Annotated in this window: 13 protein-coding genes; 3 read left to right on the plus strand and 10 right to left on the minus strand. The window is 65.5% G+C overall.

The genetic code is table 11. The features are described from left to right. The first annotated feature begins 84 nt into the window (after positions 1-84). Positions 85-1,554 (plus strand): glucose-6-phosphate dehydrogenase, encoded by a 1,470-nt coding sequence (gene zwf / locus IB278_RS07275; RefSeq protein ID WP_192323066.1) that lies wholly within the window; start codon positions 85-87, stop codon positions 1,552-1,554. Between the two features lie 10 nt (positions 1,555-1,564). Here zwf and ygiD read toward each other — a convergent pair whose 3' ends face one another. The 8 genes from ygiD to IB278_RS07315 form a co-directional block, all read right to left on the minus strand. Continuing rightward, positions 1,565-2,497 carry a 4,5-DOPA dioxygenase extradiol gene (ygiD, locus tag IB278_RS07280; RefSeq protein ID WP_192323067.1) on the minus strand — a complete coding sequence of 311 codons (933 nt, stop codon included), beginning with the start codon at positions 2,495-2,497 and terminating at the stop codon, positions 1,565-1,567. Between the two features lie 61 nt (positions 2,498-2,558). Continuing rightward, the gene (locus IB278_RS07285) at positions 2,559-3,557 is read right to left on the minus strand and encodes an ABC transporter ATP-binding protein (protein ID WP_192323068.1); all 999 of its coding nucleotides are present in this window, start codon (positions 3,555-3,557) and stop codon (positions 2,559-2,561) included. Next, positions 3,554-4,624: an ABC transporter ATP-binding protein gene (locus IB278_RS07290; RefSeq protein WP_192323069.1), complete on the minus strand. Its 1,071-nt coding sequence runs from the start codon at positions 4,622-4,624 to the stop codon at positions 3,554-3,556. The genes IB278_RS07285 and IB278_RS07290 overlap by 4 nt, the downstream gene beginning before the upstream one ends. Before the next feature lie 24 nt (positions 4,625-4,648). Next, positions 4,649-5,560 carry an ABC transporter permease gene (locus IB278_RS07295; RefSeq protein ID WP_145740914.1) on the minus strand — a complete coding sequence of 304 codons (912 nt, stop codon included), beginning with the start codon at positions 5,558-5,560 and terminating at the stop codon, positions 4,649-4,651. A 72-nt stretch (positions 5,561-5,632) separates the two neighbouring features. Then, positions 5,633-7,219 (minus strand): ABC transporter substrate-binding protein, encoded by a 1,587-nt coding sequence (locus IB278_RS07300; protein ID WP_145740912.1) that lies wholly within the window; start codon positions 7,217-7,219, stop codon positions 5,633-5,635. A gap of 33 nt (positions 7,220-7,252) precedes the next feature. Next, positions 7,253-8,527, minus strand: a complete 1,275-nt coding sequence (locus IB278_RS07305; RefSeq protein ID WP_145740911.1) for a M20 aminoacylase family protein — start codon at positions 8,525-8,527, stop codon at positions 7,253-7,255. 1 nt (position 8,528) lies between these two features. Further along, a complete protein-coding gene (locus tag IB278_RS07310) occupies positions 8,529-9,509 on the minus strand; it encodes an ABC transporter permease (protein ID WP_145740909.1) in 981 nt (326 codons plus the stop codon). Positions 9,510-9,709: 200 nt separating this feature from the next. Continuing rightward, positions 9,710-10,954: a porin gene (locus tag IB278_RS07315; protein ID WP_145740908.1), complete on the minus strand. Its 1,245-nt coding sequence runs from the start codon at positions 10,952-10,954 to the stop codon at positions 9,710-9,712. A gap of 282 nt (positions 10,955-11,236) precedes the next feature. Between IB278_RS07315 and coq7 the strand changes: the two genes are divergently transcribed. Then, positions 11,237-11,866, plus strand: coding sequence for a 2-polyprenyl-3-methyl-6-methoxy-1,4-benzoquinone monooxygenase (gene coq7 / locus IB278_RS07320; RefSeq protein ID WP_145740906.1), 630 nt, complete (start codon positions 11,237-11,239; stop codon positions 11,864-11,866). Positions 11,867-11,878: 12 nt separating this feature from the next. On the opposite strand, the gene IB278_RS07325 is transcribed toward coq7, so the two are convergent. Then, entirely contained in the window at positions 11,879-12,328 is a 450-nt protein-coding gene (locus tag IB278_RS07325; RefSeq protein WP_012746235.1) for an OsmC family protein, read from the minus strand. 262 nt (positions 12,329-12,590) lie between these two features. On the opposite strand from IB278_RS07325, the gene IB278_RS07330 reads away from it, so the two are divergent. Beyond that, on the plus strand, positions 12,591-13,787 hold the full coding sequence (locus IB278_RS07330) for a porin (protein ID WP_192323193.1): 1,197 nt from the start codon (positions 12,591-12,593) through the stop codon (positions 13,785-13,787). Positions 13,788-13,878: 91 nt separating this feature from the next. Here the strand turns inward: IB278_RS07330 and IB278_RS07335 are convergent, their stop codons facing one another. Beyond that, the gene (locus tag IB278_RS07335) at positions 13,879-15,009 is read right to left on the minus strand and encodes a hypothetical protein (protein ID WP_192323070.1); all 1,131 of its coding nucleotides are present in this window, start codon (positions 15,007-15,009) and stop codon (positions 13,879-13,881) included. Positions 15,010-15,058 lie beyond the last annotated feature (49 nt).

Consider the following 15,058-nt stretch of genomic DNA (forward strand, 5'->3'; position numbering starts at 1 on the left):
GTACAGGTTTCATGAATTGGTACAAGTACCATTCGGTTGAAACAGAGAGCCCACTCGGCACCAAGACAAAAGGAATTTCGACTCATGAGCTTCGATCTCGTTCTGTTCGGCGGCACTGGCGATCTCGCATGGCGCAAGCTCATGCCCGCGCTGTTCCAGGCCTTCAGGCACGGCAGCCTTCCGAAAGACGGACGCATCGTCGGCGTGGCCCGCGACGACCTCTCGGACGACCAGTACCGCGAACTGATCCAGTCGCGCTTCAATGCCGTCGAAGGCGCCAAGCGCCCTTCGACCGAGGAGTTCGAGAAGTTCGCCTCGCTGCTGTACTACCTGCGCATGGACCTGTCCAAGCCGGCCGACTACGCCCGGCTTTCCGAACTGCTCAAGCAGCGCAATGCCGACACGGTGGTGATGTACGTGGCCACGGCGCCCGCGCTCTTCACCCAGGTGGTCGAGCAGATTGCCGCGGCCGGCCTCAACGGAGCGTCGACGCGGGTGGTGCTCGAGAAGCCGCTGGGCCACGACCTGGCCTCCAACCGCGCGATCAATGCCGCGGTGTGCAAGGTGCTCGACGAGAAGCAGGTCTTCCGCATCGACCACTACCTGGGCAAGCCCTCGGTGCAGAACCTGTTCGCCATGCGCTTCGGCAATGCGCTGTTCGAGCCCATCTGGCGCCGCGAGCACATCGCCAACATCCAGATCACCATCGCCGAAGACCTGGGCGTCGAAAAGCGCGGCGCCTTCTACGACCAGACCGGCGCACTGCGCGACATGGTGCAGAACCATGCGCTGCAGCTGGTCTGCGCCATCGGCATGGAGCCGCCGATCAACTCGCATGCCGACGCCATCCGCGACGAGAAGCTCAAGGTGCTGCGCGCACTCAAGCCCTGGACGCCCGAGACGCTGGGGCTGCATGCGATTCGCGGCCAGTACACGGCCGGCACGGCCTACGGCGAACGCGTGCCGGGCTACAGGGACGAGCCGGGCGTCGACCCCGAGAGCCGCACCGAGACCTTCGTGGCGCTGCGCACCGAGATCGCCAACTGGCGCTGGGCCGGCGTGCCGCTGTACATCCGCACCGGCAAGCGGCTGGCCTCGCGCGACGCGCGCATCGAGGTCAACTTCAGGCCCACGCCGCATGCGATCTACCGCGCACCCGCCGGTGCGGTCAACAAGCTGGTGATCAACCTCCAGCCGCGGGACGGCCTGGAGCTGCACATGCTCGCGCAGGCGCAGGACAACCGCCGCAGCAGCAACGGCCACCACAGCGCCTCACAGCTCGCGCCCGTGCAGCTGGACCTCGACTTCGACAAGCGCTTTGGCGCCGAGCGCGTGGGTGCCTACGAGCGGCTGCTGCTCGACGTGATCGACGGCCGCCTGAACCTGTTCGTGCGCAGCGACGAGCAGGAAGAGGCATGGCGCTGGGTCGAGCCGCTGATCGACAGCTGGGCATCGGACGGCGGGCCGCGCCCCTACGCCGCCGGCACCTGGGGCCCGAGCGCCTCGAGCGCGATGATTGCGCGCGACGGCTTTTCGTGGAGCGAGGAACAGTAGGTCCGCGCGCTCAGCCGAACTGCACGCAGCGCATGCTCAGCGTGCCCGACTGGAAGCCCTCGTGGACCGTTTTCGCACGCTCGCTCGTCCCCGCGGCGCCGAGCGCGTAGAGAAACGGAAAGTAGTGGTCCGGCGTGGCGACCGCGGTGGCGGCACCTGCCAGCTTTTCATAGCCGACCAGCGCGCGGTCGTCCCGCCCCGCGAGCGCGGCCTTCACCGCGTCGTCGAACGATTGCGCCCAGGGCCGGCTGGCTGTGAGCCCATCGGCCGTGCCGCGGTCGGTGACCCGCAGGTTGTGCACCACGTTGCCACTTCCCATCACGAGCACGCCCTGGTCCCGCAGCGCCGCCAGGTCGCGGCCCACCGCGTAGTGGAAGGCGGCCGGCTGGTCGTAGTCGATGCTGAGCTGGAACACCGGAATGTCGGCCTTCGGATAGAGGTGCTTCAGCACCGTCCAGGTCCCGTGGTCCAGGCCCCACTGCTGGGTGCCCACCACCGCGGCCTGCTTCACCGCGCCGACGGTTTCGCGCGCGAGCGCGGGATGGCCCGGTGCCGGGTACTCGATGTCGAACAGCGCCTGCGGAAAGCCGCCGAAGTCGTGGATCGTCTTCGGCCGCTCCTGCATTCCGACGCCGGTGGCGCCGCGGCTCAGCCAATGGGCCGAAACGCTCAGGATGGCCGAGGGCCGCGGCAGTTCCCTGCCCCAGGCGGACAGCCGGCGCGTGAAGGCATTGTCGGCCAGCGCGTTCATGGGCGAGCCGTGGCCGATGAAGATGACCGGCATCCGCTGCGACGCGGCCGCGCCCGCCGCGTGCGACAGCGAACAAAGCGAAGCCAGCGTCGAAGTGGCCGCTAGCGCGGACCCCATGAGAAAGCCGCGCCGGCCCAGCGCCGACTGGATCGCCGGGTTGCCGCCGGTGCCTGTGTTCTGCTTCATCGTCATGGCCGCACTCTGCGCCGCTTTGCCGCGCTTGTCGGTGCGTTTACGCACACCTCGGCTCGGGCTAGATCCGGCCTTCCTCCGCCGCGTGGCAAGCCACCTGCACGCCCCTGATGGTCAGCAGCTTCGGCCGCTCGGCCGAGCACCGCGCATTCGCATGCGGACAGCGCGGATGAAACGCGCAGCCGGCCGGCGGGTTCAGCGGGTTCGGCACTTCGCCCTGCACCGGCGTGCGCGCGCGGCCGGTGTGCTTCATCTGCGGAATCGCGTCGAGCAGCATGCGCGTGTAGGGATGCTGCGGCTCGGCAAAGAGCTTCTGCTTGTCCGCCACCTCGACCAGCCGGCCCAGGTACATCACGCCGACCTGGTCGGCCACGTGCCGCACCACCGCGAGGTTGTGCGAGATGAAGAGATAGGTCAGGCCCTGCTGGCGCTGCAGGTCCTTCATGATGTTGAGCACCTGTGCCTGCACGCTCACGTCGAGCGCCGAGGTGGGCTCGTCGCACACCAGGAACTCGGGCTCGGTGGCGAGTGCGCGCGCAATCGAAATGCGCTGGCGCTGGCCGCCCGAAAACTGGTGCGGGTACTTGCTCATGTCCAGCGGCGAGAGGCCGACCGACTTGAGCAGTTCGCCCACGCGCTCGCGCAGCTCGGCATTGCCGCTGAGGATGCCGTGCTCGCGCAGCGGCTCGCCGACGATGTCTTCCACGATCCAGCGCGGGTTCAGGCTCGCGTACGGGTCCTGGAAGATCATCTGGATGCGCCGGCGCAGCTTGCGGCCTTCGGGGGTCTTGAACGCGGCGTGGGCGTCCTGCCCGTCGAACTGCAGGCCGCCGCGCGTGGGTGCGTAAAGGCCGACCAGCAGCCGCGCCACGGTGCTCTTGCCGCAGCCCGACTCGCCCACCAGCGCCAGCGTCTTGCCGCGCTCGATGGAGAAGCTCACGCCGTCCACCGCATGCAGCAGCACGCGCGGCTTGCGTTCAAGCACGCGGTTGAGCCACGGCGGCGAAACGTCGAAGGTGCGCGCGAGATCGTGCGCCACCACGAGCGGTGCGGCGCTCATCGGGTCACCTCCGCAAGCGGCGCGGCCGCATCGGGCACGGCGCGCTCGCCGGCCAGCTGCGCATCGTGGTGCCGGGCGGCCAGCTCGGCCTGGCCCTTGTGCGGATCGGTGGCATCGTGCAGCCAGCATGCGGCACGCGTGGCGCCGGCATGCATGAGCTCGGGCCGCTCGGTCAGGCAGCGCGCAAAGGTGCGCGGGCAACGCGGGTTGTAGGCGCAGCCCTGCGGGATGGCATTGAGCCGCGGCATGGCGCCGTCGATCTGGTTGAGCCGTTCGCGGTCGCTCGTCATGTCGGGAATCGAGGCCATCAGGCCCGAGGTGTAGGGATGCGCCGGCTGGTGGATCACCTCGTGCACCGGGCCGATCTCGGCGATGCGGCCCGCGTACATCACGGCCACGCGGTCGCAGGTTTCGGCGATCACGCCCATGTCGTGCGTGATCAGCATCACGGCGGCGCCGCGGTCCTTGCAGATGCGCTTGAGCAGCTGGATGATCTGCGCCTGGATCGACACGTCGAGTGCGGTGGTCGGCTCGTCGGCCACGATGAGCTTGGGCTCGGCCGCCAGCGCCAGGGCAATCACCACGCGCTGGCGCATGCCGCCCGAGAACTGGTGCGGGAAGTGGTCGATGCGCTGCTCGGCGGCCGGAATGCCGGTGTCCTGCAGCAGGCCGATGGCGCGGCGCCGCGCTTCGGCCTCGGTCACCGGCAGATGGGCGCGAATGGTTTCCACCAGCTGCCGGCCCACGGTGTAGAGCGGGTTCAGCGAAGTCAGCGGATCCTGGAAGATCGCGCCGATCTTGCGGCCGCGGATGGGCCGCATCGCATCGAAGCCGAGGTTGTCGATGCGCTGGCCTTCGAGCAGGATCTCCCCGCTGGCCACGCGGCCCGGCGGCTCGAGCAGCCCGATGATGGCCGCGCCCGTGAGCGACTTGCCGGCGCCCGACTCGCCCACCACGCCCAGGATTTCCCCGGGCGCGATGTCGAATGAAATTCCGTCGAGCGCGCGCAGCGTGCCGCGGCGGTGCGGGAACTCGACCACAAGGTTCTTGACCTGGAGCAGCGTCATGGCGGCGTTGTCCTTTTTTCCATCTCAGCGCAGGCGCGGGTTCAGCGCATCGCGCAGCCAGTCGCCCAGCAGGTTCACGCTGAGCGCGATCAGCACCAGCATCAGGCCCGGGAACACGGTGATCCACCACTCGCCCGAGAACAGGTACTGGTTGCCGATGCTGATCAGCGTACCCAGCGAAGGCGAGGTCGGCGGCACGCCGACGCCGAGGAACGACAGGGTCGCCTCGGTGATGATGGCGGTGGCCACCTGGATGGTGGCCAGCACCATCACCGGGCCCATCACGTTGGGCAGCACGTGGCGCAGCATGATGCGCAGCGGCGCCACGCCGGTCACGCGGGCGGCCTGCACGTATTCCTTGTTGCGCTCCACCAGCGTGGAGCCGCGCACCGTGCGCGCGTACTGCACCCAGCCGGTCAGCGAGATGGAGATGATGAGCACGCCGAAGGCCAGCGACTCATGCGCATTGGGAAACAGCGCGCGGCCGACGCCGGCAATCAGCAGCGCCACCAGGATGGGCGGGAACGACAGCATCACGTCGCACAGGCGCATGAGGAACGAATCGAGCCAGCCGCCGAGGAAGCCGGCCAGCAGGCCGAGCACCACGCCCACCGTGATCGACAGCGCCACCGACACGATGCCGACGATCAGCGAGATGCGCGCGCCGTAGATCACGGCCGAGAGAATGTCGCGGCCCTGGTCGTCGGTGCCCAGCAGGTACTTGGAAGAACCCTCGGCGCTCCATGCGGGCGGCAGGCGGGCATCGCCAAGTTCGAGCGTCGCCAGGTCGAAGGGATTGTGCGGCGACACCCATCCGGCGAAGACCGCGCAGAACAGGCAGGCCAGCGCGATGAGCGCCGCCGCCATGGCCACGGGCGAAGTGCGGAAGCTGTAGCCGACATCGCTGTCGAGCCAGCGGGCAAGTGTTTTTTTCATCGTGGGGCGAAAAAGGATGGGCCCGCAAGAAGCGGGCCCATGATCAGGCCGCCCGATGAGCGGCCTGCGGGATCACGGCTTGATGCTCATCCACTTGAAGGGCATGTAGTTGTCGGCCATCTGCGTCAGCGCCACCTTCTTGCTCACGCCCCAGGCCAGCGTCTGCTGGTGCAGCGGCAGGTGGCCGACGTCCGCGGTGTGCAGGTCGAAGGCTTCCTTGATCATCGCGTCGCGCTTGGGCTTGTCGGTCTCCGACTGGATCTTCTTGGTCAGCTCGTCGACCTTGGGATTGCAGTAGGCGCCCAGGTTGAACTGGCCGGCGCCGGTCTTGTCGTCGGGGCAGGCCATCAGCGCCGTGAGCGCGTTGTGCGAGTCGTAGGTGGTCGGGGTCCAGCCCAGCATGTAGAAGCTGGTGTCGCGACGCAGCACCTTCGGGAAGTAGGTGCCCTTGGTCTCGGCCGCGAGGTTGATCTTGACGCCGATCTTCGCGAGGTTGGAGGCCACGCTCTGGCAGATCTGGCCGTCGTTCACGTAGCGGTCGTTCGGGCAGTTCATCGTCACCTCGAAACCGTTCGGGTAGCCGGCTTCGGTCAGCAGCTTCTTGGCGGCCTCGACGTCGTAGGGCAGGCGCTTGTCCTGCGCTTCGTTCCAGCCGTTGATGCCGGGGCCGACCATCAGCGCAGTGGGGCGCGAGGCCCCGCGCATCACCGTGCGCTGGATGCCGGCGATGTCGATGGCCTGGTAGAAGGCCTGGCGCACGCGCTTGTCCTTGAACGGGTTCTTGCCCTTGACGCTGGAGTACAGCAGCTCGTCGCGCTTCTGGTCCATGCCCAGGAAGATGGTGCGCAGCTCGGGGCCGGAGATGACGCGTGCCGTCGGGCTGGCGTTGACGCGCGCGATGTCCTGCACGGGCACCGGCTCCATGACGTCGACTTCGCCCGAGATCAGCGCGGCGACGCGCGTGGCCGGGTTGGCGATCGGCGTGAAGATGATCTCCTGCGCGTTGCCTTCGATCTTGCCCCAGTAGGTGGGGTTGCGCACGAACACCGTGCGCACGTTCGGCTGGCGCTCGCGCACGCGGAACGGGCCGGTGCCGTTGGCCTTGAACGAGGCGGTGTTCTCGATGCCCTTGCGGCGGTCGACGGGCGTGACGGCCTTGTTCTCTTCGCACCACTTCTTGCTCATGATCATGAGCTGCGTGATGACGTCGGGAAGAATGGGGAACGGCCCCTTGGTCTCGATCTCGATGGTGTGCGAGTCGACCTTGCGCACTTCCTTGATGTCGGTGGTGTTGGACTTCATGTCCGAGCCGTCGCCCGAGGCGCGCGCGAAGCTGAAGAGCACGTCGTCGGCCGTGAAGGGCGTGCCGTCGTGGAACTGGACGTTCTTGCGCAGTTCGAAGCGCCACACGGTGGGCGAGGTCTGTTTCCAGCTGGTGGCCAGCAGCGGCGCGACGCTCAAGTCCTTGTTGCGGCCGACCAGCGTTTCATAGACGTTGGCGGTGGTGCTCAGCTGCAGCGACTCGTTGAGCGAGTGCGGGTCGAGCGACAGCGCGTCCCCCTGGTTCGCCACGCGAATGGTCTGCGCGCCGGCCATCAGGCTGGCGGTGCCCAGCATGCACAAAACTGCGACCGCAGCCGCCTTCTTCTGAAAACTCATGGAAACACTCCTCGGGTTGGAATCTGAAGTACATCAAGACGCCGCGGTAGCGGCGTCTTTCACGGGCTGCTGGCTGCGGGTGGCAGCCAGCGGCATGCCCTGCTCGATCAGCCCCGCATGCAATGCGGCGCCGAGCGGCAGGATCTCGTCGTTGAAGTCGTAGCGGCTGTTGTGCAGGAAGGCGCCGCACTTGGCGTCCTGGCCGATGCGCAGGTAGGCCCCGGCCTTTTTCTGCAGCATGAAGGAGAAGTCCTCGGCGCCCATGCTGGGCTCCATGCTGCGCTCGACGTTGGAAGCGCCCACCAGCGACTCGGCCACGTCGGCCGCGAACATCGCCTCCGGTGCGGTGTTGATGGTGGCGGGGTAGATGCGCTCGTACCTGATGGTGGCCGTGGCGCCGAAGCCCGCAGCCACCGCGGTGCAGAGTTCGGTCAGGCGCTGCTCGACCTGCGCCTGCACGCGCGCGCTGAAGGTGCGCACGGTGCCCACCAGCGTGGCCTCGCCCGGAATCACGCTCATCGCGCCCAGGTCGCCCGCCTGCACCGCGCAGATGCTGACCACTGCCGCATCGATCGGCCGCACGCTGCGCGACACGATGGTCTGCGCGGCCGTGATGATGTGCGCGGCGACCACCACGGGGTCGATGGTCTGGTAGGCATGGGCACCGTGGCCGCCCTTGCCCTTGATCTCGATCGTGATGCGGTCGGCCGCCGCCATCATGGCGCCGCGGTTGATGCCCACGGTGCCCGCGGGCATGGCGGGCCAGTTGTGCATTGCATAGACCGCGTCGACCGGAAAGCGGTCGAACAGGCCGTCCTCGATCATCACGCGCGCGCCGGCAAAGCCCTCTTCGCCGGGCTGGAAGATCAGCACCGCGGTGCCGTCGAAGCTGCGGGTCTCGGCCAGGTAGCGCGCCGCGCCGACCAGCATGGCCGTGTGCCCGTCGTGCCCGCAGCCGTGCATCAGGCCGTCGTTGGCGGAGCGCCAGCCGAAGTCGTTGTCTTCGCGCATGGGCAGCGCATCCATGTCGGCGCGCAGGCCGATCATCCGCCCGCTCGCCGTGGACCGGCCGCGGATGACGCCCACCACGCCGGTCTTGCCGATGCCCTCGTGGATCTCGTCCACGCCGCAGGCACGCAGCGCCTCGCGCACGCGGCCGGCCGTGTAGACCTCTTCGAAGCCGAGTTCGGGGTGGGCGTGCAGGTCGCGGCGAAAGGCCGTGATCTCCGGATAGAAGCTCGCGATGTGCGCAAACGCCCTGCCCGAGGCCTGCAGTCGCGGTGCTGCAGCTGCTGCGACAACCGTCATTTCAATGTCCTCCCGCCTTGCCCACGCGCAGCCGCGGATCGACCACGAAATAGAGCAGGTCGACCACGAGATTGATCACCACGAAGATCAAGGCAATGAGGCACAGGTAGGCCGCCATCACCGGAACGTCGGCAAAGGTCACGGCCTGGATGAACAGCAGCCCCATGCCGGGCCACTGGAACACCGACTCGGTAATGATGGCAAAGGCAATGAGGCCGCCCAGCTGCAGGCCCGTGATCGTCATCACCGGCACCAGCGTGTTCTTGAGCGCATGGCCGAAATGAATGGCGCGGTTCGTCAGGCCGCGCGCGCGCGCAAACTTGATGTAGTCGGTGCGCAGGACCTCGAGCATTTCGGCGCGCACCAGCCGCATGATCAGGGTCAGCTGAAAGATCGCGAGCGTGACCGCCGGCAGGATGATGTGATGCCATCCGTCGGCCCGGAACAGGCCGCTGCTCCACCAGCCGAACTGCACGGTCTCCCCGCGTCCGAAGCTCGGGAACCAGCCCAGAATCACCGCAAACACCAGGATCAGCAGGATCCCGATCAGGAAGGTGGGCAGGGACACGCCAAGCAGCGACACGGTCATGAACACCTGGCTCAGGAAGGTGCCGCGGCGCAGCGCGGTGTAAACGCCCATCGGAATGCCGATGAACAGAGCCAGCACGGCCGCAACCAGCGCGAGTTCGAGCGTGGCCGGAAAGCGCTCGCCGATGAGGCGCGAGACTTTCGCGCCCTGGCGCAGGCTCAGGCCGAACTCGCCCTGGGCCGCATTGACGAGAAAGTGCCAGAACTGCACGAAGAAGGGCTGGTCGAGCCCCAATGCGGCGCGCAGCTCGCGGATCTGCTCGGGCTTGGCGTCCTGGCCCAGCAGAAACACGACGGGGTCGCCCACATATTGAAAGAGGAGAAAGGCGATGAACGCGACCGCGATCATGACGATCACGGCCTGGATCAGGCGGCGCAGGACAAAGGCAATCATTCAGCAAGCAGAGTGAACGGGCATGCTAGCAGTGCAAGCTGCGTGCCCGCACGGTGGTTCCCCGGGGGTGCACGCAGATGGTGCGCTTCGCTTGAGCTCATGCACAACCAACCAGCGAAGCACAAATAAAAAAGCCACCCGACTTTCGTCGAGTGGCTTTTGAGTCTTTCGATTCAAAGCTGGCGAAAGCCAGCCTCAAATTAGAAAGCGTGACGGATACCGAAGTCGTAGCCGGTCGAGGTCTTCGGGGTGAAGACGCCGTTGCTGATGAAGGCCGGGCCGCCAACGGTCAGGGCTGCACCGTTCTTGTTGCTCACGCGAGCGATCGTTGCGTACAGAGCCGTGCGCTTCGACAGGTTGTGCACGTAGCCCAGAGCCAGCTTGTTGGCCTTCGGATCTTCGACGGCAGGAGCGAACAACACCACAGGCGCGTTGTTGTCGTACTTGACGTGCGAGTACGAAGCGCGGATCAGGCCAGCACCGACCGGCACGGTCACGCCGAGCAGGTAGCCGGTGAGGTCCACGTCAGGACGGCCGCCGAGGAAGGGCTCGATTTCGTAGTCGACCTTGTTCTTGGCCTTCGACACTTCACCGAAGAGCTTCACGGGACCGAAGTCATACGAAGCGCCGAGGTTCAGCGTGTTGACCTTGGTGGTCGTGCCAACGTAGTACTGATCGCCAACCGTGCTGCTGCCGTAAGCGATTGCAACGTCCAGAGGACCGTTGGCGTAGCCGAAGCGGCCACCGACATAACGGCCGGCGCGCGAGTTGTTCGCGACGTTAGGCGTGGCGAGGCCCGGATCGTACTTGGTCTTCTCGCTGAAGGCGTACTGGATCTGGCCGTAGAAACCACCCAGGTTCGGCGGCAGGAAGTAGCCGATCGAGTTGCTGGCGCGCACGTAGTTGCTGTTGCCGACGTTGGTGAACGGAGCCGTCGAAGCTGCCGGGGTCAGGAAGCTGCCGAAGCTGTCGTTCGCCGTGTTGATCAGGTTGCTGCCAACGCCGTTGGTGCCGAACGGATCGAACACGGTGTCGTTCCAGAAGGTCGGGGTGTAGTCACGGCCGAGGCGGACTTCACCGAAACCACCCGACAGGCTCACGGTCGAGCGACGTGCGAAGGTGGCGATACCTTGCTGGCCGTCGTCGTTGGAGATCGGGGCTTCGAGCCAGAAGCTGGCGGCCAGGCCACCACCGAGGTCTTCCGTACCACGGAAGCCGATACGGCTGGAGTTGTAGCCCGAGTTAGCCAGTACACGACGGCTGACCTTGACGCTGCCTTGGTTCAGGTAGAACGGGTTCAGGAACGTGGCACCGTTCAGGTCACGCGAGGTGCTCGAATAGCCGCTGATCGACGCGTCGACCACGCCGAACAGCGTGACGGACGACTGAGCCGAGGCAACACCGGCAACAGCCAGGGCAGCCAGAGCAACTAGAGATTTTTTCATTGCAAGTTTCTCCAAGGTTAAACATAGGGCTCCGGTGCGAAGGGCTCACCGTGACTGGCACTTTTGTGCTCCCACCGGACCCCGGGCCAACCTCCTTTTGGGAAGTTGATGCTATTGCACCAGAGCCGCTGCGGCAGGGCAAAACAAATCGCCCGAAATCTCCAGCGGCCCCTGCGTTTCGTTGCAGTCCTGCAACAAAGGACTTTGGCGCGCTCACAAACCACCATATGAAATGAAGCAACTGTTTCGCGCTGCTCTTTCCGCATACGTTCAAATACGGGCATGACTTCCACGCTCGACCCCGTCCTGGCTGCGGCCGATGCGGCATTGCGCACTCTTTTTGCCCGGCCCCATGCAACGCGGGCCACGCCTGCGCCCATCCAGGCGCCCGGCGAGATGACTGATTCGGAACGGCGCGAGGCCGGAGCATTGATGCGGGTGAACCACGTGGGCGAGGTGTGCGCCCAGGCGCTCTACACTGCCCAGGCCGCGGTGGCGCGCGATCCTGTCCTCCGGGCCCGCTTGCTCGAAGCCTCGCACGAAGAAACCGATCACCTGGCCTGGACGCGCCAGCGGCTGGACGAACTCGGCGCCCGGCCTTCCATGCTGAACCCGCTCTGGTATGCCGGAGCTTTCGGCCTGGGCCTGATGGCCGGACGCCTGGGGGACCCGCTGAGCCTCGGGTTCGTCGCGGAGACCGAACGCCAGGTGGAAGCCCACCTGGAGAGTCATCTCGGCCGCCTGCCGGCCGCCGACAGTGCCTCCCGGGCGGTAGTCGAGCAGATGAAGATCGACGAGGCGCGGCACGCCGCGCAGGCCGTCGATGCCGGCGCGGCGGAGCTGCCGGCGCCGGCCAAGGCCCTGATGCGGCTCGCCTCCCGCGTGATGACCACGGTGGCGCACCGGATCTGAGGCTTGGCGGACTCAGGTTTCGATCAGGTCGAAGCTGGTGGTGATCTCGGCGGTCTTCGCGAGCATGATGCTGGCCGAGCAGTAGGTTTCGTGGCTCAGGGCAATCGCACGCTCGACGGCGGCGGCAGGAATGCCCTTGCCCGCCACGGTGAAGTGCATGTGGATCTTGGTGAACACCTTGGGATCCTTTTCTGCCCGTTCGCTGGTCAGCTTGACGCTGCAGCGCTCCACGCGGTGGCGGCCCCGCTTCAGTATCAGCACCACGTCATAGGCGGTACAGCCCCCGGTGCCGGCGAGCACGGTTTCCATGGGCCTGGCCGCCAGGTTCTGGCCGCCGTTCTCGGGTTTGGCGGCATCGGGCGCGCCGTCCATCATCAAGACATGGCCGCTGCCGGTCTCGGCCACGAAACCCATGGCCGAGCGGGTTCCGGCATCGCCGGTCCAACTTACTGTGCATTCCATCTGTGTCAGATCCATTCAGGATATTCAGCAAAAAATCACGCCGACATCCATTAGTGTGTGGGGAAATCGTCACTTGCTTGTTGCAACGCAACAAACAACCGATATACTTTATTTCATCGCGTACGAAACCGTGCGCACCGGTTGTCTCCTCCACCCTTCCAATTGGTGGATTTAGCCCCGAGCTGCAAGGCTCGGGGCTTTTTTCTTGGGGTCCGCGGCGCTGCGGGCCCACTCTAGTTTCTGGGCCTGAAGGGCAGTTGCTCTGGCTGCCCTGGCTGTTGCCGGTGTTGCCTCGGCCCAGTCGTCCGTCACGCTGTTCGGCCTGGTCGATGCGTCGATCAGCGGCTATTCGAACAGCTCGCGTGACCTGAACCACGGCGTGACGTACAACGCCCTCGGCTTTCCGGTTGCCTACAACCCGTTCTATGTGAACCAGGGCAGCGTCAGGGTCAGCCGCCGTGAACTGGCCAACTCGGCCTACAACTCCAGCAAACTCGGCTTCCGTGGCACGGAAGACCTCGGCGGCGGCTTGGCAGCCAGCTTCTGGCTCGAAGCTCCGATCAAGAACGACGACGGCTCGGAAGGTGTTGCAACCTTCAACCGTCGTTCGACCGTGAGCCTGTCGGGTGGTTTCGGTGAAGTCCGCCTCGGCCGCGACTACACCCCATCGTTCTGGAACAACACCGTGTTCGATCCGTTCGGCGCCAGCGGCGTTGGCACCAACCTGATCCAGACGGCTACCGGTGCATTCGGCAACCCCACCCGCGCCAGCAACACCGTCGGCTACTTCCTGCCGCCGAACCTCGGCGGTTTTTATGGCCAGTTGCAGTACGGCTTCCATGAAAAGGACAAGTACAGCCCTGCCTTGGCCACGCCTCATGCGGTCAACAATTCGCGCACCGGCCGATACGTCGGCGGCCGCTTCGGCTACGCCAACGGCCCCCTGGACGTTGCGCTGGCTTATGGCAGCAACACCGTCGGCGACGACTACTACGCCGGCACGACCACCAAGGTCAATACACTGAACCTCGGCGCTTCGTATGACTTCGGTCCCGTGAAGCTCTTCGGCGAACTGTCTCGGGCCAAGGAAAAGACCGACATCGACGGCGACTTCTTCGTCCAACCGGCGTCCGTGGCATCGAACAAGCTCAACGGCTGGCTGCTGGGCGTGACGGCCCCTGTGGGCGCCGGTCTGATCCGCGCATCGTATTCGGCCGTGACGTACAAGACGGACGACAACAATCCGTTCTTCGACGAACCGGACCGCAAGGCCAACAAGCTGGCGCTCGGCTACGTGCACAACCTGTCGAAGCGCACGGCCCTGTACGCAACGATCGCTCGCGTGAGCAACAAGAACGGTGCAGCCCTGACCGTTGGCGGCCCGAAGTTCATCAGCAACAACGTCTTCACCCCGAAGACCTCGACCGGCTACGACTTCGGCATCCGCCACGCCTTCTGATCGCGGCCTGATTCCAATGCTGGCTTCAGCCAGTTCGAATCGGTCCAGTCCCAAACCGCCCAGCGCAAGCCGGGCGGCTTTTTGGCTTTGCTCAGTTCGCGCGGCCGCGCCTGCTTTGCAGCAAGCCCACATTCATTTCTCCGCTCAGAACCGATGCGTAGAAACGTTCGACCATGTTGACGCTCGTGCGCGCATTGCGCGCCAAGGTCAGCATGTCGATGCCCTGCCCGTACAAAAGCCGCAAGGTGATGGCGGTATGGCGCAAGCAGTAAAGCGTCCTCGACTGACCCTGCGGTCCTTTCTGGAGCGACGTTGCTTCCAAGGCCCAATGGAAAAGAAAGTTGAGCACGGCCAGCGCGTGCTCGCGGTTCTTCAATTGCGGCATGAAGAGGTAGTCATCCGCGCCGCCAAAGCCCTGCTCGCGACGATGCGCAAGCAGGCATTCATAGACCCGCACAGCCGGGCGCAGGCTCACGATGGGCTGGCTGTGCCGCTTGGTTTCGGGCAGGTTCATGCGCAGGTAGACATGCTTGCCGCGCACGATGTCGATGTGCCGGTGCTTCATGAGCTTGATGTCGCTCGGGCGCACGAAGGTGTTGACCATCCAGCGGATCAGCCAAGGCAACTCCTGCGGCATGACGAACAGCTCGCGCGCGATCCAGAAGCGCTCGCCGGAAGCCAGTTCATCGAGCACCGGATGCGGCTGCCCGCGCAGTCGGCGTGCAGCCGCCACCACGGCCCGGTATTCCGCAACGCTGAAGCTTCCACGCGGCTGGCTGCGCACCTTGACCTTCGGGAAGGCAGGCACATCGCGAAGCACGCCGATGTTCACACCGTGCATCAACACCTTTCGCAGCAACACAAGGTACTGCGCGATCGTCGTGCTGGTGAAGCCCTGCGCGCCAAGGTGATCGATCAGGCGCTGCGCATCGGAAGTAGCGAATGCCTGCGCCGGCACGGCACCCAGCAAAGGAATGATGTGCGCGCGCAATCTGTTGCCCATCACCTGCCAGGTCGGCCGTCCGATTTCGCCGCGCTGCACGCGCGCCGCTTCTGCCTGCATCAACCCTTTGGAAAGGTCGCTGACAAAAAGGGTTAACAGATTTTGCTCATTTGTTAAATGACTGGCGGGTGCCTCGCTCGCGGGATAGCTGCGCGCAAAAAAACCCGAATCGTTCGCAGCCGGGGCTCTCTGGATGAGGTTTATGACATTTGTGTCCATGCCATATCCCGTACGCAATCCCGATGCCTCTTATCATTGCTATTTAACA

The organism is Variovorax sp. VRV01, from assembly GCF_014852545.1.
Taxonomy (GTDB): Bacteria; Pseudomonadota; Gammaproteobacteria; order Burkholderiales; family Burkholderiaceae_C; genus Variovorax; species Variovorax beijingensis_A.

Coding starts and splice junctions, on each gene's coding strand:
- zwf (WP_192323066.1), top strand. CDS start 85: ATGAGCTTCGATCTCGTTCTGTTCGGCGGCACTGGCGATCTCGCATGG.
- IB278_RS07305 (WP_145740911.1), bottom strand. CDS start 8,527: ATGACGGTTGTCGCAGCAGCTGCAGCACCGCGACTGCAGGCCTCGGGC.
- IB278_RS07290 (WP_192323069.1), bottom strand. CDS start 4,624: ATGACGCTGCTCCAGGTCAAGAACCTTGTGGTCGAGTTCCCGCACCGC.
- IB278_RS07300 (WP_145740912.1), bottom strand. CDS start 7,219: ATGAGTTTTCAGAAGAAGGCGGCTGCGGTCGCAGTTTTGTGCATGCTG.
- ygiD (WP_192323067.1), bottom strand. CDS start 2,497: ATGACGATGAAGCAGAACACAGGCACCGGCGGCAACCCGGCGATCCAG.
- IB278_RS07335 (WP_192323070.1), bottom strand. CDS start 15,009: ATGGACACAAATGTCATAAACCTCATCCAGAGAGCCCCGGCTGCGAAC.
- coq7 (WP_145740906.1), top strand. CDS start 11,237: ATGACTTCCACGCTCGACCCCGTCCTGGCTGCGGCCGATGCGGCATTG.
- IB278_RS07285 (WP_192323068.1), bottom strand. CDS start 3,557: ATGAGCGCCGCACCGCTCGTGGTGGCGCACGATCTCGCGCGCACCTTC.
- IB278_RS07310 (WP_145740909.1), bottom strand. CDS start 9,509: ATGATTGCCTTTGTCCTGCGCCGCCTGATCCAGGCCGTGATCGTCATG.
- IB278_RS07295 (WP_145740914.1), bottom strand. CDS start 5,560: ATGAAAAAAACACTTGCCCGCTGGCTCGACAGCGATGTCGGCTACAGC.
- IB278_RS07325 (WP_012746235.1), bottom strand. CDS start 12,328: ATGGAATGCACAGTAAGTTGGACCGGCGATGCCGGAACCCGCTCGGCC.
- IB278_RS07315 (WP_145740908.1), bottom strand. CDS start 10,954: ATGAAAAAATCTCTAGTTGCTCTGGCTGCCCTGGCTGTTGCCGGTGTT.